At 73.7% G+C, this 21148-nt stretch carries 19 protein-coding genes and 1 pseudogene; 10 read left to right on the plus strand and 10 right to left on the minus strand.

Annotated features, from left to right (window positions below):
- Positions 1 to 128: 128 nt before the first annotated feature.
- On the minus strand, positions 129 to 770 hold the full coding sequence (locus ACFYWG_RS06465; protein ID WP_385414761.1) for a LysE family translocator: 642 nt from the start codon (positions 768 to 770) through the stop codon (positions 129 to 131).
- Positions 771 to 881: 111 nt separating this feature from the next.
- Between ACFYWG_RS06465 and ACFYWG_RS06470 the strand changes: the two genes are divergently transcribed.
- From ACFYWG_RS06470 to ACFYWG_RS06490, 5 genes and pseudogenes are all read left to right on the plus strand, one after another.
- Entirely contained in the window at positions 882 to 1334 is a 453-nt protein-coding gene (locus ACFYWG_RS06470) for an Lrp/AsnC family transcriptional regulator (protein ID WP_376326309.1), read from the plus strand.
- 133 nt (positions 1335 to 1467) lie between these two features.
- On the plus strand, positions 1468 to 2304 hold the full coding sequence (locus ACFYWG_RS06475; RefSeq protein WP_376326310.1) for an alpha/beta fold hydrolase: 837 nt from the start codon (positions 1468 to 1470) through the stop codon (positions 2302 to 2304).
- A gap of 112 nt (positions 2305 to 2416) precedes the next feature.
- Positions 2417 to 3478, plus strand: a complete 1062-nt coding sequence (locus ACFYWG_RS06480; RefSeq protein WP_385414757.1) for a helix-turn-helix domain-containing protein — start codon at positions 2417 to 2419, stop codon at positions 3476 to 3478.
- A gap of 72 nt (positions 3479 to 3550) precedes the next feature.
- Complete coding sequence (locus ACFYWG_RS06485) at positions 3551 to 4204, plus strand: DUF5701 family protein (protein WP_385414755.1); 654 nt, start codon at positions 3551 to 3553, stop codon at positions 4202 to 4204.
- A gap of 83 nt (positions 4205 to 4287) precedes the next feature.
- Positions 4288 to 4746 (plus strand): annotated as a pseudogene (locus ACFYWG_RS06490) (MarR family winged helix-turn-helix transcriptional regulator); the annotation flags it as partial.
- A 236-nt stretch (positions 4747 to 4982) separates the two neighbouring features.
- Here the strand turns inward: ACFYWG_RS06490 and ACFYWG_RS06495 are convergent.
- Positions 4983 to 5462, minus strand: coding sequence for a carboxymuconolactone decarboxylase family protein (locus ACFYWG_RS06495; RefSeq protein ID WP_383507255.1), 480 nt, complete (start codon positions 5460 to 5462; stop codon positions 4983 to 4985).
- 112 nt (positions 5463 to 5574) lie between these two features.
- Between ACFYWG_RS06495 and ACFYWG_RS06500 the strand changes: the two genes are divergently transcribed.
- Both ACFYWG_RS06500 and ACFYWG_RS06505 read left to right on the plus strand, forming a co-directional pair.
- The gene (locus ACFYWG_RS06500) at positions 5575 to 6561 is read left to right on the plus strand and encodes a pirin family protein (RefSeq protein ID WP_376326317.1); all 987 of its coding nucleotides are present in this window, start codon (positions 5575 to 5577) and stop codon (positions 6559 to 6561) included.
- A 34-nt stretch (positions 6562 to 6595) separates the two neighbouring features.
- Positions 6596 to 6934 carry a GNAT family N-acetyltransferase gene (locus ACFYWG_RS06505; RefSeq protein WP_385414752.1) on the plus strand — a complete coding sequence of 113 codons (339 nt, stop codon included), beginning with the start codon at positions 6596 to 6598 and terminating at the stop codon, positions 6932 to 6934.
- A gap of 190 nt (positions 6935 to 7124) precedes the next feature.
- Here ACFYWG_RS06505 and ACFYWG_RS06510 read toward each other — a convergent pair whose 3' ends face one another.
- On the minus strand, positions 7125 to 9203 hold the full coding sequence (locus ACFYWG_RS06510; RefSeq protein ID WP_389199691.1) for a glycosyltransferase: 2079 nt from the start codon (positions 9201 to 9203) through the stop codon (positions 7125 to 7127).
- A 176-nt stretch (positions 9204 to 9379) separates the two neighbouring features.
- Here ACFYWG_RS06510 and ACFYWG_RS06515 point away from each other — a divergent pair, with 176 nt between their 5' ends.
- Positions 9380 to 10717: a glycosyltransferase gene (locus ACFYWG_RS06515; protein WP_389199693.1), complete on the plus strand. Its 1338-nt coding sequence runs from the start codon at positions 9380 to 9382 to the stop codon at positions 10715 to 10717.
- An 18-nt stretch (positions 10718 to 10735) separates the two neighbouring features.
- Here the strand turns inward: ACFYWG_RS06515 and ACFYWG_RS06520 are convergent, their stop codons facing one another.
- The 3 genes from ACFYWG_RS06520 to ACFYWG_RS06530 form a co-directional block, all read right to left on the minus strand.
- On the minus strand, positions 10736 to 11539 hold the full coding sequence (locus tag ACFYWG_RS06520) for a YqjF family protein (protein WP_389199695.1): 804 nt from the start codon (positions 11537 to 11539) through the stop codon (positions 10736 to 10738).
- A gap of 6 nt (positions 11540 to 11545) precedes the next feature.
- Positions 11546 to 12247 carry an SDR family NAD(P)-dependent oxidoreductase gene (locus ACFYWG_RS06525; protein ID WP_383507240.1) on the minus strand — a complete coding sequence of 234 codons (702 nt, stop codon included), beginning with the start codon at positions 12245 to 12247 and terminating at the stop codon, positions 11546 to 11548.
- A gap of 145 nt (positions 12248 to 12392) precedes the next feature.
- Positions 12393 to 13874 (minus strand): non-reducing end alpha-L-arabinofuranosidase family hydrolase, encoded by a 1482-nt coding sequence (locus tag ACFYWG_RS06530; RefSeq protein WP_389199698.1) that lies wholly within the window; start codon positions 13872 to 13874, stop codon positions 12393 to 12395.
- A 338-nt stretch (positions 13875 to 14212) separates the two neighbouring features.
- Here ACFYWG_RS06530 and ACFYWG_RS06535 point away from each other — a divergent pair, with 338 nt between their 5' ends.
- On the plus strand, positions 14213 to 15640 hold the full coding sequence (locus tag ACFYWG_RS06535; protein WP_385414739.1) for an endo-1,4-beta-xylanase: 1428 nt from the start codon (positions 14213 to 14215) through the stop codon (positions 15638 to 15640).
- A 117-nt stretch (positions 15641 to 15757) separates the two neighbouring features.
- Here ACFYWG_RS06535 and adh read toward each other — a convergent pair whose 3' ends face one another.
- From adh to ACFYWG_RS06555, 4 genes are all read right to left on the minus strand, one after another.
- Positions 15758 to 17275 (minus strand): aldehyde dehydrogenase, encoded by a 1518-nt coding sequence (adh, locus tag ACFYWG_RS06540; protein ID WP_376326331.1) that lies wholly within the window; start codon positions 17273 to 17275, stop codon positions 15758 to 15760.
- A 118-nt stretch (positions 17276 to 17393) separates the two neighbouring features.
- Complete coding sequence (locus ACFYWG_RS06545; protein ID WP_383508159.1) at positions 17394 to 18617, minus strand: GAF domain-containing protein; 1224 nt, start codon at positions 18615 to 18617, stop codon at positions 17394 to 17396.
- 93 nt (positions 18618 to 18710) lie between these two features.
- A complete protein-coding gene (locus ACFYWG_RS06550; RefSeq protein WP_376326415.1) occupies positions 18711 to 19199 on the minus strand; it encodes a hypothetical protein in 489 nt (162 codons plus the stop codon).
- A 424-nt stretch (positions 19200 to 19623) separates the two neighbouring features.
- On the minus strand, positions 19624 to 20004 hold the full coding sequence (locus tag ACFYWG_RS06555) for a DUF5997 family protein (protein ID WP_376326334.1): 381 nt from the start codon (positions 20002 to 20004) through the stop codon (positions 19624 to 19626).
- A gap of 112 nt (positions 20005 to 20116) precedes the next feature.
- Here ACFYWG_RS06555 and ACFYWG_RS06560 point away from each other — a divergent pair, with 112 nt between their 5' ends.
- The gene (locus ACFYWG_RS06560; RefSeq protein ID WP_389199701.1) at positions 20117 to 20950 is read left to right on the plus strand and encodes a LysR family transcriptional regulator substrate-binding protein; all 834 of its coding nucleotides are present in this window, start codon (positions 20117 to 20119) and stop codon (positions 20948 to 20950) included.
- Positions 20951 to 21148 lie beyond the last annotated feature (198 nt).

The raw sequence follows: 21148 nt of genomic DNA on the forward strand, positions 1-21148 counted from the left end.
GCGCCACCGGCCGCCGCGGGCGCGCCCGCAGCGGGGCCCCCGGGTGACCGCCGTCCTGCTCCGGCACGCGCGGCAGGCCCCGCGGCGACCGCGCGCCGACACCACGACGGCTCCGGTCCGCGCCCCGGTCAGGCGCTCGGCCAGACCCCCGTCGCGCGCTCGGCCAGCAGCACGGCGCCGATGCCGATCATCAGCACGCCGGAGACCCGGGTGACCGCACGCGCCGCGGCCGGCCGGGCCCGCAGGACCGTGCGGGCCAGGACGCCGACGGCCAGGTACACGACCGCGCACACGGTCATGTGCAGCGCACCCAGCAGCCCCGTCTGCCCGGCGACGGGCCAGCCGCCCGCCGGGTCGATGAACTGCGGGAACAGCGAGAAGTACAGCAGCAGCGCCTTGGGGTTCAGCCCGCTGGTCCCGGCGCCCCGGAGCATCACCCGCAGCGCCGAGGAGCCGTCCGCGCCGGCGGCCTCCCCGGCGGGAGCGGACGCGGAGGGCTGCCGCAGCAGGCTCGCGCCGAGCCACACCAGATAGCCCGCCCCGGCGACGGTCAGCGCGGTCAGCAGGGTCGCCGACCCGGCCACGACCACCACCAGGCCCGCGACCGCCAGCAGGGTGTACCCGGCGTAGCCCGCGACCAGCCCGGCCACCGCGGGCACGACCGTCCGGTCCCGCAGGCCCGCGGTGACGGCGTAGGCCCAGTCCGCGCCCGGGGTGAACACCAGCAGCAGATCCACGGCCAGGAAGGCCGCCAGCGTCGTCGTGTCCATGAAGCGATCCCTCTCACGTGCCGTGGTGCGAGAGGAAGGCTAGGCCGGATCCGGCCGAAAGTGTTCCTTCATTTTCTCCTTGATCGCGGGTTCTGAGGCAGAATCTTCGCCATGGATGCCCTCGACCGGAAAATTCTTACTGAGCTCCAGCGGGACGGCCGTCTCACCGTCACCGAGCTCGCGGCCCGCGTGAAGCTGAGCGTCTCGCCCTGTCACCGCCGGCTGCGCGACCTGGAGCGCGAGGGCGCGATCCGCGGGTACCGCGCGGTGGTGGACCCCGGTGCCGTGGGCCTGAACTTCGAGGCGCTGGTCTTCGTGACGCTGCGCTGGGAGGACGCCGACACGGTCTCCGCGTTCGAGGAGGGCGTCGCCGCCGTCCCGCACGTCCTCCAGGCGCAGCGCCTGTTCGGCGACCCGGACTACCTGCTGCGCGTGGCCACCACCGACCTCGCCGCGTTCCAGCAGCTGTACGACCGTCAACTCGCCCGGCTGCCCGGCGTGCAGCGTCTGAACTCCACGCTCGTCATGAAGCACGTGGTGGACGACCGGCCGCTGCCCGAGTGACCCCGGGCAGGTCACGGGCCGGATGTGCACCCACGGGCAAGGCGCCGTGCACGGCGCGGCAACCGGGCCGAAGCCCCGCGGCCTAGCGTGGCCCCGTACCGTCACCAGTCGCCCGGAAGCGAGGACGCAGCACATGCCGTACATCACCGTGGGCCAGGAGAACTCCACCTCCATCGACCTCTACTACGAGGACCACGGGTCCGGGCAGCCGGTCGTGCTCATCCACGGCTTCCCCCTCGACGGCCACTCCTGGGAACGGCAGAGCGCCGCGCTGCTCGACGCCGGCCACCGCGTGATCACCTACGACCGGCGCGGCTTCGGGCAGTCGTCGCAGCCGACGACCGGCTACGACTACGACACCTTCGCGGACGACCTGAACACCGTGATGGAGACCCTCGACCTCAGGGACGCCGTCCTCGTCGGCTTCTCCATGGGCACCGGCGAAGTCGCCCGCTACATCGCGCGCCACGGCTCCGCGCGCGTCGCCAAGGTCGCCTTCCTCGCCTCGCTGGAGCCCTGCCTGCTGAAGTCCGACGACAACCCCGACGGCGTCGCCCCGAAGGAGTTCTTCGACGGGATCATCGCCGCGGTGAAGGCCGACCGCTACGCCTACTACACCGACTTCTACCAGGACTTCTACAACCTCGACGAGAACCTCGGCACCCGGATCAGCGAGGAGGCCGTCCGCAACAGCTGGCAGGTGGCCGCCCGGGGCGGCTCCTTCGCCGCCGCTGCCGCCCCCGCCACCTGGTACACCGACTTCCGGGCCGACATCCCGGCGATCGACGTGCCCGCCCTGATCCTGCACGGCACCGCCGACCGGATCCTGCCGGTGGAGGGAACCGGCCGGCCCTTCCACAAGGCGCTCGCCGCCGCCGACTACGTGGAGATCGAGGGCGCCCCGCACGGCCTGCTGTGGACGCACGCGGAGGAGGTCAACGCGGCGCTCCTGGCCTTCCTGGCCAAGTGAGCGGCGTCCCCCTCGGCTCGCCGCCGCACCGCCGCGGCCGGGCCGGATGACATCATCGGGGTCTGCGGCAGGTCCGTGCCGCCGGCCCCGACGACGTCCGAGGGGGAGCCAGGTGCCCGTCGTCCTTTCCACCGCGTCACTGCCGCCGGCCGACCGGGGGGAGCGCTGGCACCACGCGGTGTCGCACACGTTCGTCCCGCTCGACGTGCGGCTCCTGCAGGACGAGCCGTCCCCGGGGCGGATCGTCGGTGACCGCCTCGGGCCTTTGCGCGTCTCGCAGGTGCAGGCGGGCCCCCAGGTCGTCACGCGCAGCCGGCGGCTGATCGCCCGGGACGGCGAGGACGCCCTCATCCTCACCCTCCAGCAGCGCGGTTCCTCGGTGAAGGAACAGGACGGCCGGGAGACCCGCATCGGGCCGGGCGAGTTCTCCCTGTCCGATGCCGCACGCCCGTTCCGCAAGAAGGTGCCGGGCGCATTCCGCTTCACCTCCTTCCAGTTCCCGCGCGAGGAGCTCAGGGTGCGCGACGAGGACCTGCGGGCGCTGACCGCCACCGCCTTCTCCGGGCGTGAGGGCAGCGCCGCGCTGGTCGCCTCCTACTTCGCCCGCCTGGCACGCGAGGCACCGCACCTCGGCCCCAGCGCCGGCCGCCGGTTCGCCGCGACCGCCCTCGAACTGCTGGCCGTGCTGATCGACGAGCGGAGCGGCCGGTACGCGCCCCAGGCGGAGCAGGCGGCGGCCGCCACGCTGGTACGCGTCAAGGACCACATCCTGCGCCACCTGTCCGATCCCGAGCTGTCACCGCCGCTCATCGCCGCGGCGCACTTCATGTCCGTCCGCTACCTCCACAAGCTGTTCCGGGCCGAGGGCGTCACCGTGGGGGAGTGGATCCGGACGCAACGGCTGGAGCGGTGCCGCCGGGACCTCCTCGGCCCCGGCACGGCGGACCGGGGCGTCGCGGCCGTCGCCCGGCACTGGGGCTTCGTCAGCCCGAGCCACTTCAGCCGCGCCTTCCGCGCCGCGTACGGCATGACGCCCCGCGAGTGGCAACGCCAGGGGCTGCCCGGCACGGGCAGCACCACCGAAGGCCGGGCAGACACGGGCGGCGGCGCCGTACGACCGTCACCGGGAGCGCCGTTGCAGGGCGGGCAGGCGCGGGGCGGCGCCACCCCGTGACGTGGAGGGAACACTTCCGTCAGCCCCGTCGTTCTTTCATGGCTCACCCCTGCCGCTGACCCGAGGAGCCTCATGCCCGACACCGCGCTCGCCCCGTCCACCGTCCTCCCCGCGCTTCCCGCCCCGAGCGCGCAGGCGGAACGGCTGATCGAGCTGGGGGTGCACGAGATCGCCGGACTGGCCGCCGACGAGATCCGTGACGCCGCCGCCCGGGCCGGCGCCGACGGCTCCCTCCTGGCCGTGCACCCCGACCTGGTGCCGGCCTCCGCCCTCGCGCCCCTGCTGCGCCGGGACGGCAAGCAGGGCTTCGTGGTGGTCGACATGCCCGACGTCGACGCGTTCACCCCCTGTGCCGCCGAACTGCCCGACACCGCCCTCTACTTCGTCTCCGGCGTCGACCGGGGCGACCGCATGTCCAACTGGAGCCCGGACGAGGCCCTCCCCGCCCTCACCAGGGAGCACCGCACCCCGCTCGTGCTCACCGAGGGCCTGCACTGGATCCTGCAGCAGCCGGAGGCCCTGGAGCGCAACCGCTGCTTCATGACCATCGGTTCCCGTCTGCGCAAGGCCGACGGCACCCTGGACGCCCGCACCCCGGCCGTCTGGATCAGCAACGGCACCGGCCGCGACGGGCGCGAGCGCCGCAACGCCCCGAAGGTCGGCTGGTGCTGGTGGAACAACCGCCACACCTGGCTCGGCTTCGCCTCCGCGACGGGCCGCGGCTGAGCCGGCCCGGCCCGGGGGGAACCCCGGGCCGGCCCGCCCGCACGGCCCGGGGACGACCCGTCACCCCTGCCTACACTCGTGCCATGGCGGAGACAGTGCGTGGGCTGACACCCGAGGAGCAGCGCGCGTGGCGCGGCTTCGTCCGCTTGCAGGAACGGCTGGGCGGGCGCCTCGGACGGCTGCTGCAGTCGGAGTCGAGGATGTCGACGGCCGACTTCGCGGTGCTGGTCCACCTCACGGACGCCCCGGACGGGCGGCAACGCCACCAGGACCTGGCCCGCGCACTGGAGTGGGAGAAGAGCCGCATGTCCCACCACATCGCGCGCATGGCCGGACGCGGTCTGGTCGCCCGGGAGGAGTGCCCCGAGGACGGACGCGGCGCGTTCGTCGTGATCACCGACGCGGGACGCGCGGCGATCGCGGCCGCCGCGCCGCGTCACGTGGAGGCCGTCCGCACCCTCTTCCTGGACCACGCCACGCCCGCCGAACTCCGCGTGCTCGCCGAGCTGTCCGAGCGCGTCCTCGCCGGGATGGACGAGGAGGACGGACGCCGCGGGGTGCAGGGAGAGGACACGCGCCGCGGGGTGAAGGGGGAGGACGGACCCCGCGGGGCGAACCGGGAGGGCGGAACGCGCCAGGCGCACGAGGACGGCGGGATCCGTCGGCCGGACGACGCGCTCTGACACCCACGGGGCACAGTGCATGTGGCGTGAGGCATGGGGCGTGGGGCACGGCGCGGCCGGCCGGCGGGCGAACGGGCGGCGGGGGGGCCGCGCCGTCAGGCGCGGCGCACGGGGTGCCCGCTCATGACCGACACGCGGTTGAACGCGCCGATGGTGATCGCCACCCAGATCGCCGCCGAGATCTGATCCTCGGTCAGCACCTCGCGGGCCGCCGCGTAGGCGGACGTCTGCGCGGCCGTGTCCGTGGGGTCGTTCGTCGCCTCGGCGAGCTCCAGGGCGGCCCGCTCCACGGGAGTGAACACGTCCGTCTCCCGCCAGGCGGGCAGCACCCCCAGCCGCTGCGCGGACTCGCCCGCCTCCAGGGCCTTGCGGGTGTGCAGGTCGAGGCAGTAGGCGCAGCCGTTCAGCTGGGACACGCGGAGATTGACCAGCTCCACGGTCGTGCGGTCCAGTCCCGCCTCGGCGGCCGTCGCCTTGACCGCCTCCGAGGCCCGCACCATCGCCCGGAAGGCCTGGGGGCTCCGCTTGTCGACGAAGATCCTCGGATGTGCCGGGCCGGTGGTCCGGTCGCTCACGTCACGCCTCCCTCGGGCCGTCCGGTCGCGGCACCGGTGTGCCGTGGCCTCCGACCTGCCTGCGTGGCATCATAGTTGATGTGACAACTAGAGCGGGCGAGGGGTGGTCCCGGTGAGCAACGTGGAAGCCGAACCGGTGGCGCTGAAGTGCGGGACGGCGGCCGGTGACGCCGGGGCCGGGCCGGGCGCCGCCGTCGAGGTCCTGTCGGCGCGTGAGGTGCCGCTCGGCGGCCCGCGTGCGCTGCTCGTGCGCCGGACGCTGCCGCAGCGCGCCCGCACCCTGATCGGAGCCTGGTGCTTCGCCGACCACTACGGCCCGGTCGACGCCTCCGGCACGGGCATGGACGTGCCGCCGCATCCCCACACCGGGCTGCAGACGGTGAGCTGGCTGTTCAGCGGGGAGATCGAGCACCGCGACTCCATCGGCACCCACGCCCTGGTCCGGCCCGGTGAGATGAACCTGATGACCGGCGGTCACGGCATCGCCCACTCCGAGGTCTCCACCCCGGGCACCACCGTCCTGCACGGCGTCCAGCTCTGGGTGGCCCTGCCCGAGGCGCACCGGCACGCTCCCCGCGACTTCCAGCACCACGTCCCCGAGACGGTCCACCGCGACGGAGCCGAGATCAAGGTCTTCCTCGGCACGCTCGCGGGCAGCACCTCACCGGTGCGCACCTTCACGCCCCTGCTCGGCGCCGAGATCGTCCTCGGGCCGGGCGCGGTGCTCACCCTCCCCGTGGACCCCGCCTTCGAACACGGCCTGCTCGTGGACAGCGGAGACGTCCGCCTGTCCGGCACCGCGCTGCGCCCCACGGACCTCGGCCACCTGCCCTGCGGCACCGACACCCTGACCGTGGTCAACGACTCGGCCACCCCGGCGCGCACGGTCCTGCTCGGCGGTCCCCCCTTCGAGGAGGAGATCGTCATGTGGTGGAACTTCATCGGCCGCAGCCACGAGGACATCGTCCGGGCCCGCGAGGACTGGCAGGCGGAATCCGACCGCTTCGGCGAGGTCGAGGGCTACCCCGGGCGGCGTCTGCCCGCCCCCGCCCTGCCGAACGCCGTCATCACCCCCCGCCGCAACCCCCGGCGCCCCTGACCCCGGCCACCGACTTCCGTACGAAAGGCTTTCCATGAGTGAGTCCTCCACCGCCCCCGCCGTGCAGCGCGTCGACGAGCGGCAGCGGTACGAGATCCACGTCGACGGCCGGCGCGCCGGGCTGACGGCCTACCGCGACCGCGGTGAGCAGCGCGTCTTCTTCCACACCGAGATCGACGACGCCTTCGCCGGCCGCGGCCTGGCCTCCGAACTGGTCGGCCGCGCGCTCGCCGACGTGCGCGCCTCCGGCAAGCGGATCGTTCCGGTCTGCCCCTATGTGGCCAAGTACCTGAAGAAGCACGAGGAGTTCGCCGACCTGACCGACCCGGTGACGCCGGACGTCCTGCAGTGGCTGGACGGCCAACTGGGCTGACCCCGGCGCGCGTCGGCGCCATCGGCGCCTCGACGGCGGATACCACGCCGTCGTCGAGCGCGTCCTGTGCACCGACCTCCACGGCGCCGTGCTCATCCGCTCGGCGCCGACAGCACCCTGGGCGGAACGGTGGACCGGGTCATGCGTGACACGGGTCCGGCCACTTTCCCGCCCACCGTGAACCCGGGTGTCACCGCCCGCGCAGCGCCACGTATTCCGCGGCCAGTGCGTCGGCCATGCGGCCCACCGAGAACCGCTCCGCCACCAACTGCCGTCCCGCCTCCGCGTAACGGCGCCGGTCCTCCTGCGACGTGCTCGCGATGCGCGACAGGCCCTCGATCAGCCCGGCCGGGCCGGAGGTGTCCATCAGAAGGCCCTCGACCCCGTCCCGGAGGTAGTGCGCCACCCCGCCGCGCCGGGGCCCGGCGACGGGCAGACCGGCGTCCATCGCCTCCAGCACCGCGATACCGAACTCCTCCTTCACGCTGGGGCACACGTACCAGGTGGCCGCGTCCGCCGTGCGCTGCCCCAGGGCCCGTTCCAGCCGGCGCACCTCGGCATTGGGCAGCGCGGGCAATCGGGCCAGCCGCCGGGACGCGTGCGGGACGGCCTCCAGCAGCGCGTCGATGCGGCGCCGCATGTCGTCCTCGGCGGGCGTCGCGCCGGCCGCGCTGCCGCCGACCAGCACCAGTGCGGTGGTGCGGTACGCGCCCGCCGACAGCCACGCCCGCACCAGCAGGTCCTGCTGCTTGACGGGGTGCAGCCGGCCCACGCACAGCAGCACGGGCAGCCCGCGGTCGGCGTCGTCCAGGGCGTCGGAGCGTCCCCCGCCGCCGTAGAGCGCCGCCAGCGCCTCCTGCCGGCGCTCGCTCTCGTCGGGTGCGGGCCGGTACGGGGCGATGCCCTCGGGCGGCGCGGCGGGCCCGGCCCCCTCGTTGAGCCTGCCGAGTCCCGGGAAGTGCCGGACGAGGTCCCGGGTGCCGCCGCGTCCGGGGATGCCGACGACCGTGTCCGCCCGCTCCACGAGACGGTCGGCGACGAACACCCGGTGCAGATCGTGCCGCAGGGCCTCCGCCGCCCCCGGGTCGGCCGGAGCGGGGTCCGCGTGGCGCTCGGCGAGTCCGCGGTGGGGGTCGGGCGTGGCCGTGAAGACCAGGGCGGCGCCGAGACGTTCGGCGGCGTCGGCGAGCGCCAGGCTGCCGTCGTCCGCGTACCTCACGTGCACGACGTCCACCAGCCGGGGCAGGCCCGTGAGGAGCCGGGTCGCCCACCACGCGAGTGCGGGGCGATGGCGGTGCATCTCGGCCGGGGCCGGTGCGACCGGTGCGTCCAGGGGCAGCCGCAGCACCAGGTGACCCGGGCCCCGTTCGAGGACGAGCCGGCCGTCCCGCGCCAGGTCCTGCCGGCCGGCGGTCACGATCGTCAGGACACCGGCGATCCCGTCCGTCCCGGCCAGCCGGTCGCCCAGCCCGCCGAGCAGCACGGACAGTCCGCCGCTCAGCCCCTGCCCGGGCGTGTCCAGCCCGCCCAGCAGCATGCTCTGGCCCACCAGCACGCCCGTCCGTCCGCCGGCTGTCGGGCCGGGCAGGAGCACCGGCGGGGCCAGCAGCATCCGCTCGTACACGTCTTCGGCCGTGGAAGGGGCGGGCAGGTGTTCCGGTCCGCCGGGCAGCGTGTGCAGGTAGCGCCACACGGAGTGGCGCACGGACCGGTCCGCGCCGGGCTGCGCGATGCGCGCGGCCTCGGCCGCCGTGAGGGGACGCAGACCGGCGGCCACGGCGAGGTCCAGCCACTGGCTGACGGCCGGTTCGCCGCACGTCCCGGTGAGCAGGGTGCGCAGAACGTCCTCCGCGTGCCGGGGGCCGTGCCAGCGCACCGACTCCGGCCACAGCTCGCTCTGCGCGGCCGTCAGCCACGGGGTGCCGCCGCGGTGGGCCAGCAGCGCCTCCGGCGTCAGCGGCACGCCCAGGCGGGCCGCGCGCCGCAGACCGGCGACGGCCGCGTCCTCGTGGCCGAGCCCGAGCACGTCTGCGGGCGGCACGCGACGGGGGCGGAGTCCGTACTCCGCCTCCAGCAGCCGCAGCAGTTCGCCCGGCCTGCCGGGCGGGCGCCAGCCGGCTCGCGCTCCCGCGCCGTGCGCGCTCCATCCGGAGCCGTCGAAGAAGGCGGTTCGGGCCGCCACCAGGGCGTCACCGTCCCCCGGGGAGGGGGGCGACGGCGTGCCCGGCCCAGGGGTCGCCGAGGTGGCTGCGAAGGCGGGGGTGGCCACGCGCTCTCCTGTCTCGATACGGCTCCGACGAGGGTGTTTCCCGAGGTGCAGGCCCGGCGGATGCACCTCGCAGCCCGCGGTGACCACCCCGGGGGCCGGGCGGCCGGACACGGCCGCGGTGCGCCCGTCGCGCCGGCCCCCGCATCCGGGCGGGGGCCTCCCACCGAAGGGTCGGCATGCCACGTGTCGTCGTCGTCAGCCCCCCGTTCCTGTCCCACGCACAGCCCCTGTCGGTCCTGGCCGGCGCTCTGCGCGACCTCGGCGCGGAGGTCTTCTTCGCGTGTGCGCCGGCGTTCGAGCACCTGGCGCGGCGGGCGGCGGTGGAGTTCGTACCGCTGTCCGTGACCCGCAACGCCAACACGGGGGTGGCCGAGGCGACCGAGCAGGACGCGCGGGAGGCGGCCCGTCTGCGGGAGTTCCTCGACGCCACCCGGGAGGGGGCCGTGGCCACCCTGCTCACCCAGGCCCGCCACCGGCACGCGGACATGCTCGCCGACCCGGACGGCGTGCTCGACGCGCTGCGCGCGGCGGACCGGCGGCTGCGCCCCGACTGGTACGTGGTGGACCAGCTCAGCTACCCGGTCACACTCGCCCTGCACTGCCTGGGCCTGCCCTACGCCACGTTCTGCCCCGGCCATCCCAGCTATGTGCTGTCCGGCCCCGACGCCTGGTTCGGCGTCCCGTACGACTGGCCGGAGGCTCTGCAGCCCGCTCCGGACCGGCTGGCCGAACTGCGGTACGCCGCCCGGCGCAACGACACGGCCTTCACCGGCCTGTTCGCGGAGTTCGCCCGCCGCCACGCGCCCTCCCGGCCGGCCCCGGGCCGGGCCTTCGCCCTGAGCTCACCGCACGCCGTCGTCCACGCCTATCCGGACCTGCCGTGGCTGCCACTGCCGCCGCCGGGACCCGCCCGTCTGTTCGCCGGGCACATGGCGGCCGACCCGGAGCCCCTGGACGCGCGATGGCGGACCCGCCTCGACGCCCTGCGCGCGGCGGGCGAGCGGGTGGTGCTGATCGCCCTCGGCACGTTTCTGTCCGCGCGCGACGACGTCCTGCGTTCCGTGGCCACGGGTGTCCTCGAGGGCCTGCCGGACGTGTCCGTCGTGGTGGCGGCCGGCGAGCGGGCCGGGGCGCTGGCCGACCTCGCGGACGAGCGGGTCCTCGTCCTGCCCCAGGTCCCGCAACGGGCGCTGCTGGAGCAGGTGGACGCCATGGTGCACCACGGCGGCGGCAACTCCTTCACCGAGTGCCTGCGGGCGGGTGTGCCGGCGCTGGTCCTGCCGTTCTCCAGCGACCAGTTCGCCGTGGCCCGGGACGCCGAGCGCGCGGGAGCGGGGCTGGTGCTCGATCCGAACGACCTGAAACCGTCGGACGTCCCGGCGGCCCTGGAGACGGTGTGGAGCACCGCCGCCCCGAACCTGCGGGCTCTGGCCGCAGCCGTACGCGCACGGGGGCCGCGGTGGGCCGCGGCGGAGCTGCTGACCGCGATGGACCGGCAGGTGCCCGGCGGATGACCGCGGCCCCCGCCGTGGTCATCCGAACGGCCCACCGGAGCCGGGGAGTGCCTCCGGCGGGCCGAACCGCACCGGGAGACCGGGGGAGTAGAGGACGCTGACGGGCTCCCCGCGCGGGCGGGACACTCCCGCGGCGGCCGTGAGGCCGTCGTCCCAGCCCAGCAGGGAGCACGTGCGGAACGACCAGGCCGGGTGGGCGTTGGGCAGGTAGTAGGTACGCCCCAGGAACCGCTCGTGCAGGCCCCACCGGCAGGTGAGGAACTGCTCCAGCGGACCGGCTGCCGCCGGCGTTCCCGCCACCTCCACCCAGACCCGGGCCCCCGCGCCCGCCGGTCCGCGCCGCTCGGTGGTGTACAGCAGCCGGTCCTCGAACCAGCGCCTGCGGATACGGGACCACCGGTACGGCAGTCCGAACGCGGCACGGGCCGTCAGCACCGGCAGCAGCCTGTCGCAGTCGAGGGAGCGGAAGACCACCCCGCGCCGGCCCAGCGCGTCGCGGCTGTACAGGCGGACGTTGACCTCGTCGAACGTGCCGAGGAAGGGCAGCGGCGGGGTGCGGCCGAAGGCGAGGTCCTGCATGCGGAAGAAGACCAGGCCGACGTAGGTGCGGCCCTCGTGCAGGTCGGGCACGGTTCCGGGCGGCAGGAGCGGCGCCACCTCGGCGGGGTCGGCGGGCCAGTGCAGGAAGACCAGGTCGTGCCAGCGCTGCCGGAACAGCACGTGCCGCACCGGCCGGGGAGCAAGGGGGGTCAGGGCCTCGGCCGAGCGGGAGGACCACGTGGGACGGGCCGGCAGCTCGGAGGGGAGACGTCTCCTCTGCATACCGCGCTACCGGACCACGTCGAGCGCCGCGCCAGCACGCGGGCGCACGTAGACGGCCCCCGTCGACAGTGCCTCGACGATCGCGTCCACGGCCCGCTCGACCGGCATCCCCCGCGACAGCGGCGGCGCCTGACCGGCGACGGCACGGCCGGCGAACCCCGTGTCCATGTGGGGCAGTCCGATCTCCAGGACGGTCACGCCCGTGCGCCGCTGCTCCCGCCGGACGGCCGTCAGCCAGGTGGCCAGTGCCGCCTTGGCCGCCGCGTAGTCCGCCATCCGTGCCGGTGCCGCCTCGGCGACCGTCCCGGTGACTGCCGCGAGCACCCCGCCCTCGCGGACGTGGGCCGTGGCGGCGCGCAGGAACGCCATGGGCGCCAGCGCGTTGACGGCCGCCAGGTGCTCGCCGACCGCGTCGCCGACCTCCCGCACCGGCCCGAAGGCGGCGACGCCGACGCACACCACGACACCGTCCAGGCCGCCCAGCTCGTGGGCCGCCCAGTCGACGGTCCGGGCGCAGGAGTCGAGGTCCCAGGCCTCGAACGTCCGGGAAGGAGCACCCGCGCAGGCCGCCGCCACACGGGTGAGCGCGTGCGGATCGCGGCCGGCGAGGGCCGTACGGGCACCCAGGGAGTGCAGTCGCAGGGCGAGTGCCCCACCGATCTCCCCGGTCGCTCCCGGCACCAGGATCCGCGCACCTCTCAATTCCATACGTCGCCTCCGGACCGCTCGTCGAGCTGTGACTCCGGAGGACTTCCGCCGTGGATCACCGACCGGATGCGGTGGAGGGGCGGAGGGCGACGGGACGCCGGGGCCCGTGCGGCCCCGGGTGTCCCGCCGCCCCGGGACGCGGCCGTCAGCGAACGGCGGCGGAACGCAGGGTCAGCAGACCCGGACGGTAGGGCAGCAGGCCGTAGTCGCCGCCCGAGGCCGGACTGCGGCCCTGGTAGAGCAGTTGCAGGTGGCAGGGGTCGACGGTCATGGTCTGGTCGGCGCTCGTGCGGATCAGTTCGCCGTGGCTGATGTCGTTCGTCCAGGTGGCGCCGCTGTTGGCCTTGCCGGCGAAGGGGTTGCTCTCGGTCGCGGCCTGGGGCGTCCAGGAGCCGTTCAGGCTGGTGGCCGTGAACGAGCGGAAGTAGCGGCCCTGCGAGCCGATCGCCTCGACGATCATGAGGTAGCGGTTCTGGCCCTGCAGCTTGTAGACCTGCGGGGCCTCGAACAGGTTGTTCGTCGTGTCGCTCATGACCACGGTGGAGGTCGAGCCGAAGCTGCCCGGGAAGTTCCCGATCGGCATGCCGGCCCGGTAGATCTTGCCGTTGTCACCGGCGAAGAACAGGTACATGTTCGTGCCGTCGCCGATGAGCGTCTGGTCGATGGGCCCCGTGCCGGAGCCCGTGATGCTGCCGGAGAAGAGCACCTGCTCGGACGACCAGCCGTTGGGGTCGGCCGGGTCGCTCGACGTCCGGTAGGAGAAGGCCGTCCGGCCCCACTGATAGGCCAGCACCCAGATGTTCTTCGGCGCGAAGTGGAAGAGCGTGGGCGCGACGGCCGAGTTCGCCATCGCGTTCTGGCCGGCCGACGCCATCTCGGACCAGTCGCCGAACGGGCCGAAGTTCATCGAGCCCCACCGCGTCCCCGTGTCGTGCGTGGTCGCGTAGACGAGCTGCCTGCCGTTGTAGGGGGCGACGGTGAAGTCCTTCAGTGAGACCCACCCCTGCCTGGGCTGCGCCAGGGCGCCCGTCGAGCTCCAGCGGTAGGCGGCCGGGAGATCGCACGTGCCGGGCCCGTCGCCGGTTCCGACCTTGACGAGCTGCCATTGCTGGTTGGCGCCGCCCCAGTCGTCGTACTGGACGATGTTCGCGTTGTCGGCGGTGGAGCCGCCCTGCACTTCGAGGGCCTTGCCGCTGTGGCGCGAGATGAGCCGCACGTAGCCGTCCGAGCTGTCGGCCAGCCGCCACTGCTGGTTGGCGGCGTTCACGTCGGTCCACTGGACGATCGATCCGCCGTTCGCGGTGGACCAGTTGTGGACGTCGAGCACCTTGCCCGAGTGACGGGACATGACGCGGTACCAGCCACCGCCGGAGTCGACGAACCGCCACTGCTGCTGGTTCTGGTCGTTCCTGGTCCACTGGGTGATGCGGGCGCCGTCGCCGGTCGCCAGGTTGTGGACGTCCAGGGCCTTGCCGCTGTTGCGGTTGACCAGCACGTAGGAGGCGCCCGGGTCCACGGCCGCCGCACGGGCGGGCTGGGCGCCGAGGAAGGCGGCCGCGAGCAACAGGGGCGTGAGGACGGCGATCAGACGCCTCGGACGGACCGGTAACGGGGGGCGGAACCACATCGGAGGGCCTCCTCGGGCACTGTCGAAAGTTTCGATCGATCCTCGCATCATCGACGGCACAAGCTAGGAATCAGCGGTGCGCCGGTCAAGGCCCGGCACCGATGTGTCCGCAAACAATCGCTGTGCAAGGGCCCTTCGAATGTTTCGAAGAAGAAGTAGAAACTTTCTCTGGACTCAGGTGTTGACGAGCCACTGTCAATCCCGCACTCTTCCCTCCGAAGACCCGGCCACTGTTCGACATGTCGAACATGGCGAACGGAGGGGCCTGAGCAGCCCTGTCGAGCGAGGCCTTCCCTGCGCACCCGACCGTCCGTGATCTCTACTCTGGAGGCACAGCCATGGGCTTGTACGCCCTACCCGGAACCGCCCGCCGGACGATCCGCCGGTTGCTGCCGGCGCTGGTCGTCGGTGTCCTGTGCGCGGTCGCCGCACTGATCGCGCCGCCGCCCGCGCACGCCGCGGAAAGCACGCTCGGCGCCGCGGCGGCGCAGAGCGGCCGCTACTTCGGCACCGCCATCGCCTCGGGCAAACTGGGCGACTCCGCCTACACGTCGATCGCGTCCCGCGAGTTCAACTCGGTGACGGCCGAGAACGAGATGAAGATCGACGCCACCGAACCGCAGCGCGGACAGTTCAACTTCACCGCCGCCGACCGCGTGTTCAACTGGGCGGTGCAGAACGGCAAGCAGGTCCGCGGCCACACGCTGGCGTGGCACTCCCAGCAGCCGGGCTGGATGCAGAGCCTCGGCGGCAGCCAGCTGCGCCAGGCGATGATCGACCACATCAACGGCGTGATGGCCCACTACAAGGGCCGGATCGCCCAGTGGGACGTCGTGAACGAGGCGTTCGCCGACGGCAGTTCGGGAGCCCGGCGCGACTCCAACCTGCAGCGCACCGGCAACGACTGGATCGAGGTCGCCTTCCGCACCGCACGCGCCGCGGACCCGGCGGCCAAGCTCTGCTACAACGACTACAACATCGAGAACTGGACCTGGGCCAAGACCCAGGGCGTGTACAACATGGTCCGTGACTTCAAGCAGCGCGGCGTACCGATCGACTGCGTGGGCTTCCAGGCGCACTTCAACAGCGGCAGCCCCTACAACAGCAACTTCCGCACCACTCTGCAGAGTTTCGCCGCCCTCGGCGTCGACGTCGCCGTGACCGAACTCGACATCCAGGGCGCCCCCGCCTCCACCTACGCGAGTGTGACCAACGACTGCCTGGCCGTCCCGCGCTGCCTCGGCATCACCGTCTGGGGCGTGCGCGACACCGACTCGTGGCGTTCGGGTGACACGCCGCTGCTGTTCAACGGCGACGGCAGCAAGAAGCCCGCCTACACCGCCGTCCTCAACGCCCTCAACGGCGGCTCGACGACGCCCCCCACGGGCTCCGGGCAGATCAAGAACGCCGCGTCCGGCCGCTGCCTGGACGTGCCCGGCACCAGCACCACCGACGGCACCCAGCTCCAGCTGTGGGACTGCCACAGCGGCACCAACCAGCAGTGGGCGTACACCGACGCCGGAGAGCTCAGGGTCTACGGCAACAAGTGCCTGGACGCCGCCGGCACCGGCAACGGCGCCAAGGTCCAGATCTACGGCTGCTGGGGCGGCGACAACCAGAAGTGGCGCCTGAACTCCGACGGAACCATCGTCGGCGTCCAGTCCGGCCTCTGCCTCGACGCCGTCTCGGCCGGCACCGCCAACGGCACCCTGATCCAGCTGTACTCCTGCTCCGGCGGCGGCAACCAGCGCTGGACCCGCACCTGACCCACCCGGCCCGGGTTGCCCGGCGCACCACGGTGCGTGCCGCCGGGCGACCCGGCAGTCCGCGCTGCAGACCGCCTCAGCCCTGCTCCCGGCCCAGCATCAGGCCTTGCGTCAGGCCTAGAAGAAGCCCAGCTTCTTCGGCGAGTAGGACACCAGCAGGTTCTTCGTCTGCTGGTAGTGGTCCAGCATCATCTTGTGCGTCTCGCGTCCGATGCCGGACTTCTTGTAGCCGCCGAACGCCGCGTGCGCCGGGTACGCGTGGTAGCAGTTGGTCCACACGCGGCCCGCCTTGATCTCGCGGCCCAGGCGGTAGGCGGTGTTGCCGTCGCGGCTCCAGACACCGGCGCCCAGCCCGTAGAGGGTGTCGTTGGCGATCTTGAGAGCCTCGTCGACCGAGTCGTACGTCGTGACCGACACCACCGGGCCGAAGATCTCCTCCTGGAAGATGCGCATGTCGTTGGTGCCGCGGAAGACGGTCGGCTCGATGTAGTAACCGCCCTCCAGGCCGGGCACGGTCCGGGGGTTGCCGCCGGTGACGACCTCGGCGCCCTCCTTCCGGCCGATGTCCAGGTAGGAGAGGATCTTCTCGTACTGGTCGTTGCTCGCCTGCGCCCCGATCATGGTGGCCGGGTCCAGCGGGTCGCCGCCGACGATGGCCTCGGTGCGGGCGACGCAGCGGGCCATGAAGTCGTCGTAGATCGACGAGGGGATCAGCGCGCGGGACGGGCAGGTGCAGACCTCGCCCTGGTTGAGGGCGAACATCACGAAGCCCTCGACCGCCTTGTCCAGGAAGTCGTCGTCGGCGGCCGTGACGTCCGGCAGGAAGATGTTCGGGCTCTTGCCGCCCAGTTCCAGCGTCACCGGGATGATGTTCTCGCTGGCGTACTGCATGATCAGGCGCCCGGTCGTGGTCTCCCCGGTGAACGCCACCTTCGCCACCCGGGGGCTGGAGGCCAGCGGTTTGCCCGCCTCGACGCCGAAGCCGTTGACGACGTTGAGCACGCCGGGCGGGAGCAGGTCGGCGATCAGGTCGACGACGTAGAGCAGGCTCACCGGCGTCTGCTCGGCCGGCTTGATGACGACGCAGTTCCCGGCGGCCAGCGCGGGTGCCAGCTTCCAGGCGGCCATGAGGATCGGGAAGTTCCAGGGGATGATCTGCCCGACCACGCCCAGCGGTTCGTGGAAGTGGTAGGCGACCGTGTCGGCGTCGATCTCCGCGATGCTGCCCTCCTGGGCGCGGACCACACCGGCGAAGTACCGGAAGTGGTCGACGGCCAGGGGGATGTCGGCGGCCAGGGTCTCACGGACCGGCTTGCCGTTCTCCCAGGTCTCCGCGACGGCGATCCTCTCCAGGTTCTCCTCGATGCGGTCCGCGATCCGGTTGAGCACCCTCGCGCGCTCGGCGGTGGAGGTGCGGCCCCACGCGTCGGCCGCCCGGTGCGCCGCGTCCAGGGCGAGGTCGACGTCGGCCGCGGTGGAGCGGGCGACCTCGCAGAACACCTTGCCGGTCACGGGAGTCGGGTTCTCGAAGTAGCGGCCCTCGACGGGCGCTGTCCAGTCGCCGCCGATGAAGTTGTCGTAGCGGCGGGCGAAGGTGACGATGCTGCCGTCCGTTCCGGGCTGCGCGTACACCATGGCGGCTCTCCTCGGTGAAGGGCGGGCGACGGTCCGTGCCGTCGGGACGCCGCCCACTGTGCTCCCGGGAGGTTGGCGCAAGGTTGGTGCGCCGGAGCACCGGCCGCCCGGCGGACGGTCAGTCGCGCAGGGCCGCCGTCAGCCGGCCCGCTGCGATCGCACGCCGGGTGTCCCGCGGCCCCAGGAGGTCGAGCGCGTGCTCGTGTATCTCCGTGTCGTACGGGGCCCGTTCGCCGTAGCGCAGGGCGTGCTCCGGGCGGTGGCTCGCCAGTACGGCCTCCCGCACGGCCACCTCCAGGCGGGTGCGCCACTCCTCGATGCCGGGCGCCTCGGAGCGGGGCAGGAGCGGACCGCCGTAGCGGCGCAGCGCGGCGTCCGTGTCGCCTTCCTCCAGCGCACGCAGCACCTCGACGGCGTCGCAGGCCACGGGGACCGTCAGGGCGTAGCGCCGGGCGGAGACGCCGCCGCCCAGGGCCCGGCGCAGATGGGAGATCTCCGCCTTGAAGGTGGAGGACGTGACCGGACGGTCCCCGTAGAGCGCGGCGCGCAGCCGTTCGGCCGTGAAGCCGTCCGGCTCCAGCGCGAGCAGGGTGAGGATCTCCAACTGGCGCGGCCGCAGGGCGAGTCGGCGCCCTCCCTGTACGACGCGCTCGGCACCCAGGCAGCTGATCCGCAGCCGGCCGGGCCGGTGCGGCTCGGTCGTCAGGCGGGCCTCGACGGTGGTCACCAGGCTCCGGACGGTCGACATCGCCAGCGGGTGCGAGCGGTCCCAGGTGGTGGAGAGGTCCAGCACGCCGAGGACCCGGCCGTCGGGAGCGTGCACCGGCGCGCAGTAGCAGACCCAGCCGTGCAGGGCGGACACCAGGTGCTCGGCGGAGAAGACGGAGCTGGGACGGCCGGTGCGCAGCGCGAGGGAGAGCGCGTTGGTGCCCATCGCCTGCTCGTCCCAGCGGCCGCCGGGGGCGAAGTTGACCCGCTCGGCCTGCCGCCGCATGGCCGGGCCGCCGCACGTCCACAGGATGGTGCCGGACTCGTCGGTGACGGCCGTGACGAACCCGGCGTCCTCGGCGATGCTGCGCAGCTCCCCGGCGAGGCCGGAGACCGGCCCGTACAGCGGCGAGGACGTCCACCGCTGGTGCACCGCCCCGCCGTCGGCGACCGGGGCGCTGTCCCGGCCCGGGTCGACACTGCTCAGGGAACGCGCCCAGGACTCCGTCACCTCGTGCCGCAGGGCCGCGCTGCCGCCCGGACGTGCCCCCGGGACGCTCAGCCGCGGCACCCAGCGTGACCACTCGTGCTCCAGCACACTCCTGCGCTGTCGGAGGTCAGGGCGCTGTGACATGGCCTCTCCCCGCCGTCGTACCGTCGTCCCGGTGTCAGGTCAGTGTTACCGGATGCGCCTGCCCCGGTCGAGCAGTCCGGCAGGGTGCCGTCGTCACCAGCCGTCCGTCACCACCGGCTCCGCGCTGACGGGAGCCAGCACGGCGAGGGTGCCGGTGGCCTCCCGCAGGGCCGCTTCGAGGGTGCCGGGTGCGTGCAGCGCGCCGGAGCCGTCCGGCGGGACGAGCCACTCCAGCCGTCCGGCGGGCCGGTACGGCGGCGGCACGGCGATCCAGGAACCCCGGCCCACGTGCCGGACTCCGTCACCGACCCACTCGCTGACCGGGTCGGGCGGCAGGAAGAACCCCACCCTGCGCGCGGCCGAGTCGACCAGGGTCGGGCCGGGCAGGCTCAGCGGGTCGCGCCACAGGATGTCCAGCGCGATCAGCCCCAGCCGGTCGGGAACACTGAGCACGTCCCAATACCGCCCGGCCTCCACGAGCATGGTGCCCGCGCCGTAGTCCCACTCCCGCTTGCACGCCTGGGGGTCCGTGGCGGCCGCGGCGAGCCATTCGACGGCTTGTTTCCACATGACGCTGCGCATGCTCACCCCGGGCACAGTCGGCGGCACCGCGCCCGCGGGCGCGCGGGACACGGGCCGGGAGGCCCGCGGTGCTCCGCGTCCCGCCCGGCCGTAGCCATGCTGGTAGATACTTCTACGGCCCGGAAGGGGTGGCGCGGCCTGGCGTTCGGGTGGTGCGGACAGCGGTCGGAAGCGAACGGCAGCGGGCGCGATCCGCAAAGGTGCCGGTCAACTCCGTGCACTCGTCGCCACGATCCGGACCGGCACGGCATCGGGTCCGGCCGGCACGGCACCGTGTCCGGTCGGCACCGCATCGGGTCCGGTCGGCCCGCCTCGGGTCGGACGGGCGCCGCACCGGCGCCGCACCGGGTCCGGCCGGCACGGCGACGGCCCCGACCGGGGAAACCGGGCGGGGCCGTGCAGGATCGTGCGGAACGGGGCCGGGTCAGCCGCGCTCGGCGTTCTTCTTCTTGATGCGGGCCGCCTCCTTGCGGACCTCCGCCTGGGTCGCGCGCTCCCGCTGGAGCCACTCGGGGTTCTCCTGCTTCAGCGCCTCGATCTGCTCGGTGGTGAGCGGCTCGGTGACGCCGCCGCGGGCCAGGCCCGCGATGGAGACGCCCAGCTTGGCCGCCACGACGGGGCGGGGGTGCGGGCCGGTGCGCCGCAACTCCTGCAGCCACTGAGGCGGGTTCGCCTGGAGCTCGTTCAGCTCGGCGCGTGAGACGACACCCTCCCGGAACTCGGCGGGGGTGGCCTCGAGGTACACACCCAGCTTCTTCGCCGCGGTGGCGGGCTTCATCGTCTGGGTGCTCTGGTGCGACGTCATGCCGTCCAGCGTATCGAGCGTGCGGCCGGCCGCCGACCACGGCCACCGCGCGGGGCCGGCCGGGAGCCTTCCGTCCGTCACGGCCGCTGACCTGGGCCGGTAACCTGGCCGGGTGACAGACTCGGCTGCGTCTCCCTCGTTCCGGCTCGCCTACGTACCCGGGGTGATGCCCGACAAGTGGGTACGCGTCTGGAGCGAGCGGCACCCCGGTGTCCCGCTGACGCTCACGCAGGTACCCGCGCCGGACGCGGACGGGCGGCTGCGCGAGGGTGACGCCGACGCGGGCCTCGTGCGGCTGCCGGTGGACCGGGCGTTCTTCAGCGCGATCCCCCTCTACACCGAGCAGACGGTCGTCGTCGTGCCCAAGGACCACCTGGTCACGGCCGTCGACGAGGTCGCGCCGGAGGATCTGATCGACGACATCGTGCTGCACCCCCTGGACGACGTCCTCGACTGGGAGCACGGCCTGCCCGGACGGCCCGCCCTCGAACGGCCCGCCACCACGGCCGACGCGATCGAACTGGTCGCGGCCGGCATCGGCGTTCTGGTCGTCCCCCTGTCGCTGGCCCGGCTCCACCACCGCAAGGACCTCACGCACCGCCCCCTGAAGGACGCGCCCGCGTCGAGCGTGGCCCTGGCCTGGCCCGAGGAGGCGAAGACGGACCTGATCGAGGACTTCATCGGCATCGTCCGCGGCCGGACGGTCAACAGCACGCGGGGCCGTACGCAGCCCCAGGACCAGGACAAGTCCCGGCGCGCGGACCAGGACGGGGCACGGCGGAAGCCGGCGGCAGCCGGACGGCCGAGCGGCGCGAACCGCCGCGGGAGCGGCAGCGGCGGAGCCGCGAAGGGCGGAACCGCGAAGGGCGGCGGAGGCACCCGGAAAGCCGGGGGAGGCACCGGCAAGGGCGGCGGCAGGCGCGGCAAGCCCCGCCGGCGCTCGTGACGCAGGAGGAACGGGCGGTGACCGGCCGCGGGACGACCGGTCCGAGCCCGTGCGAAGCGCACCTGGGCGGGCCGGGCTCGTCCCGCCGCCCGGGGTGATCCGGCCCGAGGCAGGGGCGCGCCAGGGCAGGTGAACCGGTCCCGGGCCCGGACCGGGTGGCCGCCGGGTCGCAGCCGGACGGGACACCCGCCGACCACC

It is taken from the genome of Streptomyces sp. NPDC003456, assembly GCF_042878735.1.
In the GTDB taxonomy this organism is placed as follows: domain Bacteria; phylum Actinomycetota; class Actinomycetes; order Streptomycetales; family Streptomycetaceae; genus Streptomyces.

What these genes read in the sequence shown, in the direction of transcription:
- ACFYWG_RS06505 (WP_385414752.1), top strand. Translation starts at nt 6,596, where the DNA reads ATGAGTGAGTCCTCCACCGCCCCCGCCGTGCAGCGCGTCGACGAGCGG.
- ACFYWG_RS06470 (WP_376326309.1), top strand. Translation starts at nt 882, where the DNA reads ATGGATGCCCTCGACCGGAAAATTCTTACTGAGCTCCAGCGGGACGGC.
- ACFYWG_RS06530 (WP_389199698.1), bottom strand. Translation starts at nt 13,874, where the DNA reads ATGTGGTTCCGCCCCCCGTTACCGGTCCGTCCGAGGCGTCTGATCGCC.
- ACFYWG_RS06485 (WP_385414755.1), top strand. Translation starts at nt 3,551, where the DNA reads ATGCCCGACACCGCGCTCGCCCCGTCCACCGTCCTCCCCGCGCTTCCC.
- ACFYWG_RS06555 (WP_376326334.1), bottom strand. Translation starts at nt 20,004, where the DNA reads ATGACGTCGCACCAGAGCACCCAGACGATGAAGCCCGCCACCGCGGCG.
- adh (WP_376326331.1), bottom strand. Translation starts at nt 17,275, where the DNA reads ATGGTGTACGCGCAGCCCGGAACGGACGGCAGCATCGTCACCTTCGCC.
- ACFYWG_RS06550 (WP_376326415.1), bottom strand. Translation starts at nt 19,199, where the DNA reads ATGCGCAGCGTCATGTGGAAACAAGCCGTCGAATGGCTCGCCGCGGCC.
- ACFYWG_RS06525 (WP_383507240.1), bottom strand. Translation starts at nt 12,247, where the DNA reads ATGGAATTGAGAGGTGCGCGGATCCTGGTGCCGGGAGCGACCGGGGAG.
- ACFYWG_RS06465 (WP_385414761.1), bottom strand. Translation starts at nt 770, where the DNA reads ATGGACACGACGACGCTGGCGGCCTTCCTGGCCGTGGATCTGCTGCTG.
- ACFYWG_RS06515 (WP_389199693.1), top strand. Translation starts at nt 9,380, where the DNA reads ATGCCACGTGTCGTCGTCGTCAGCCCCCCGTTCCTGTCCCACGCACAG.
- ACFYWG_RS06535 (WP_385414739.1), top strand. Translation starts at nt 14,213, where the DNA reads ATGGGCTTGTACGCCCTACCCGGAACCGCCCGCCGGACGATCCGCCGG.
- ACFYWG_RS06520 (WP_389199695.1), bottom strand. Translation starts at nt 11,539, where the DNA reads ATGCAGAGGAGACGTCTCCCCTCCGAGCTGCCGGCCCGTCCCACGTGG.
- ACFYWG_RS06545 (WP_383508159.1), bottom strand. Translation starts at nt 18,617, where the DNA reads ATGTCACAGCGCCCTGACCTCCGACAGCGCAGGAGTGTGCTGGAGCAC.
- ACFYWG_RS06475 (WP_376326310.1), top strand. Translation starts at nt 1,468, where the DNA reads ATGCCGTACATCACCGTGGGCCAGGAGAACTCCACCTCCATCGACCTC.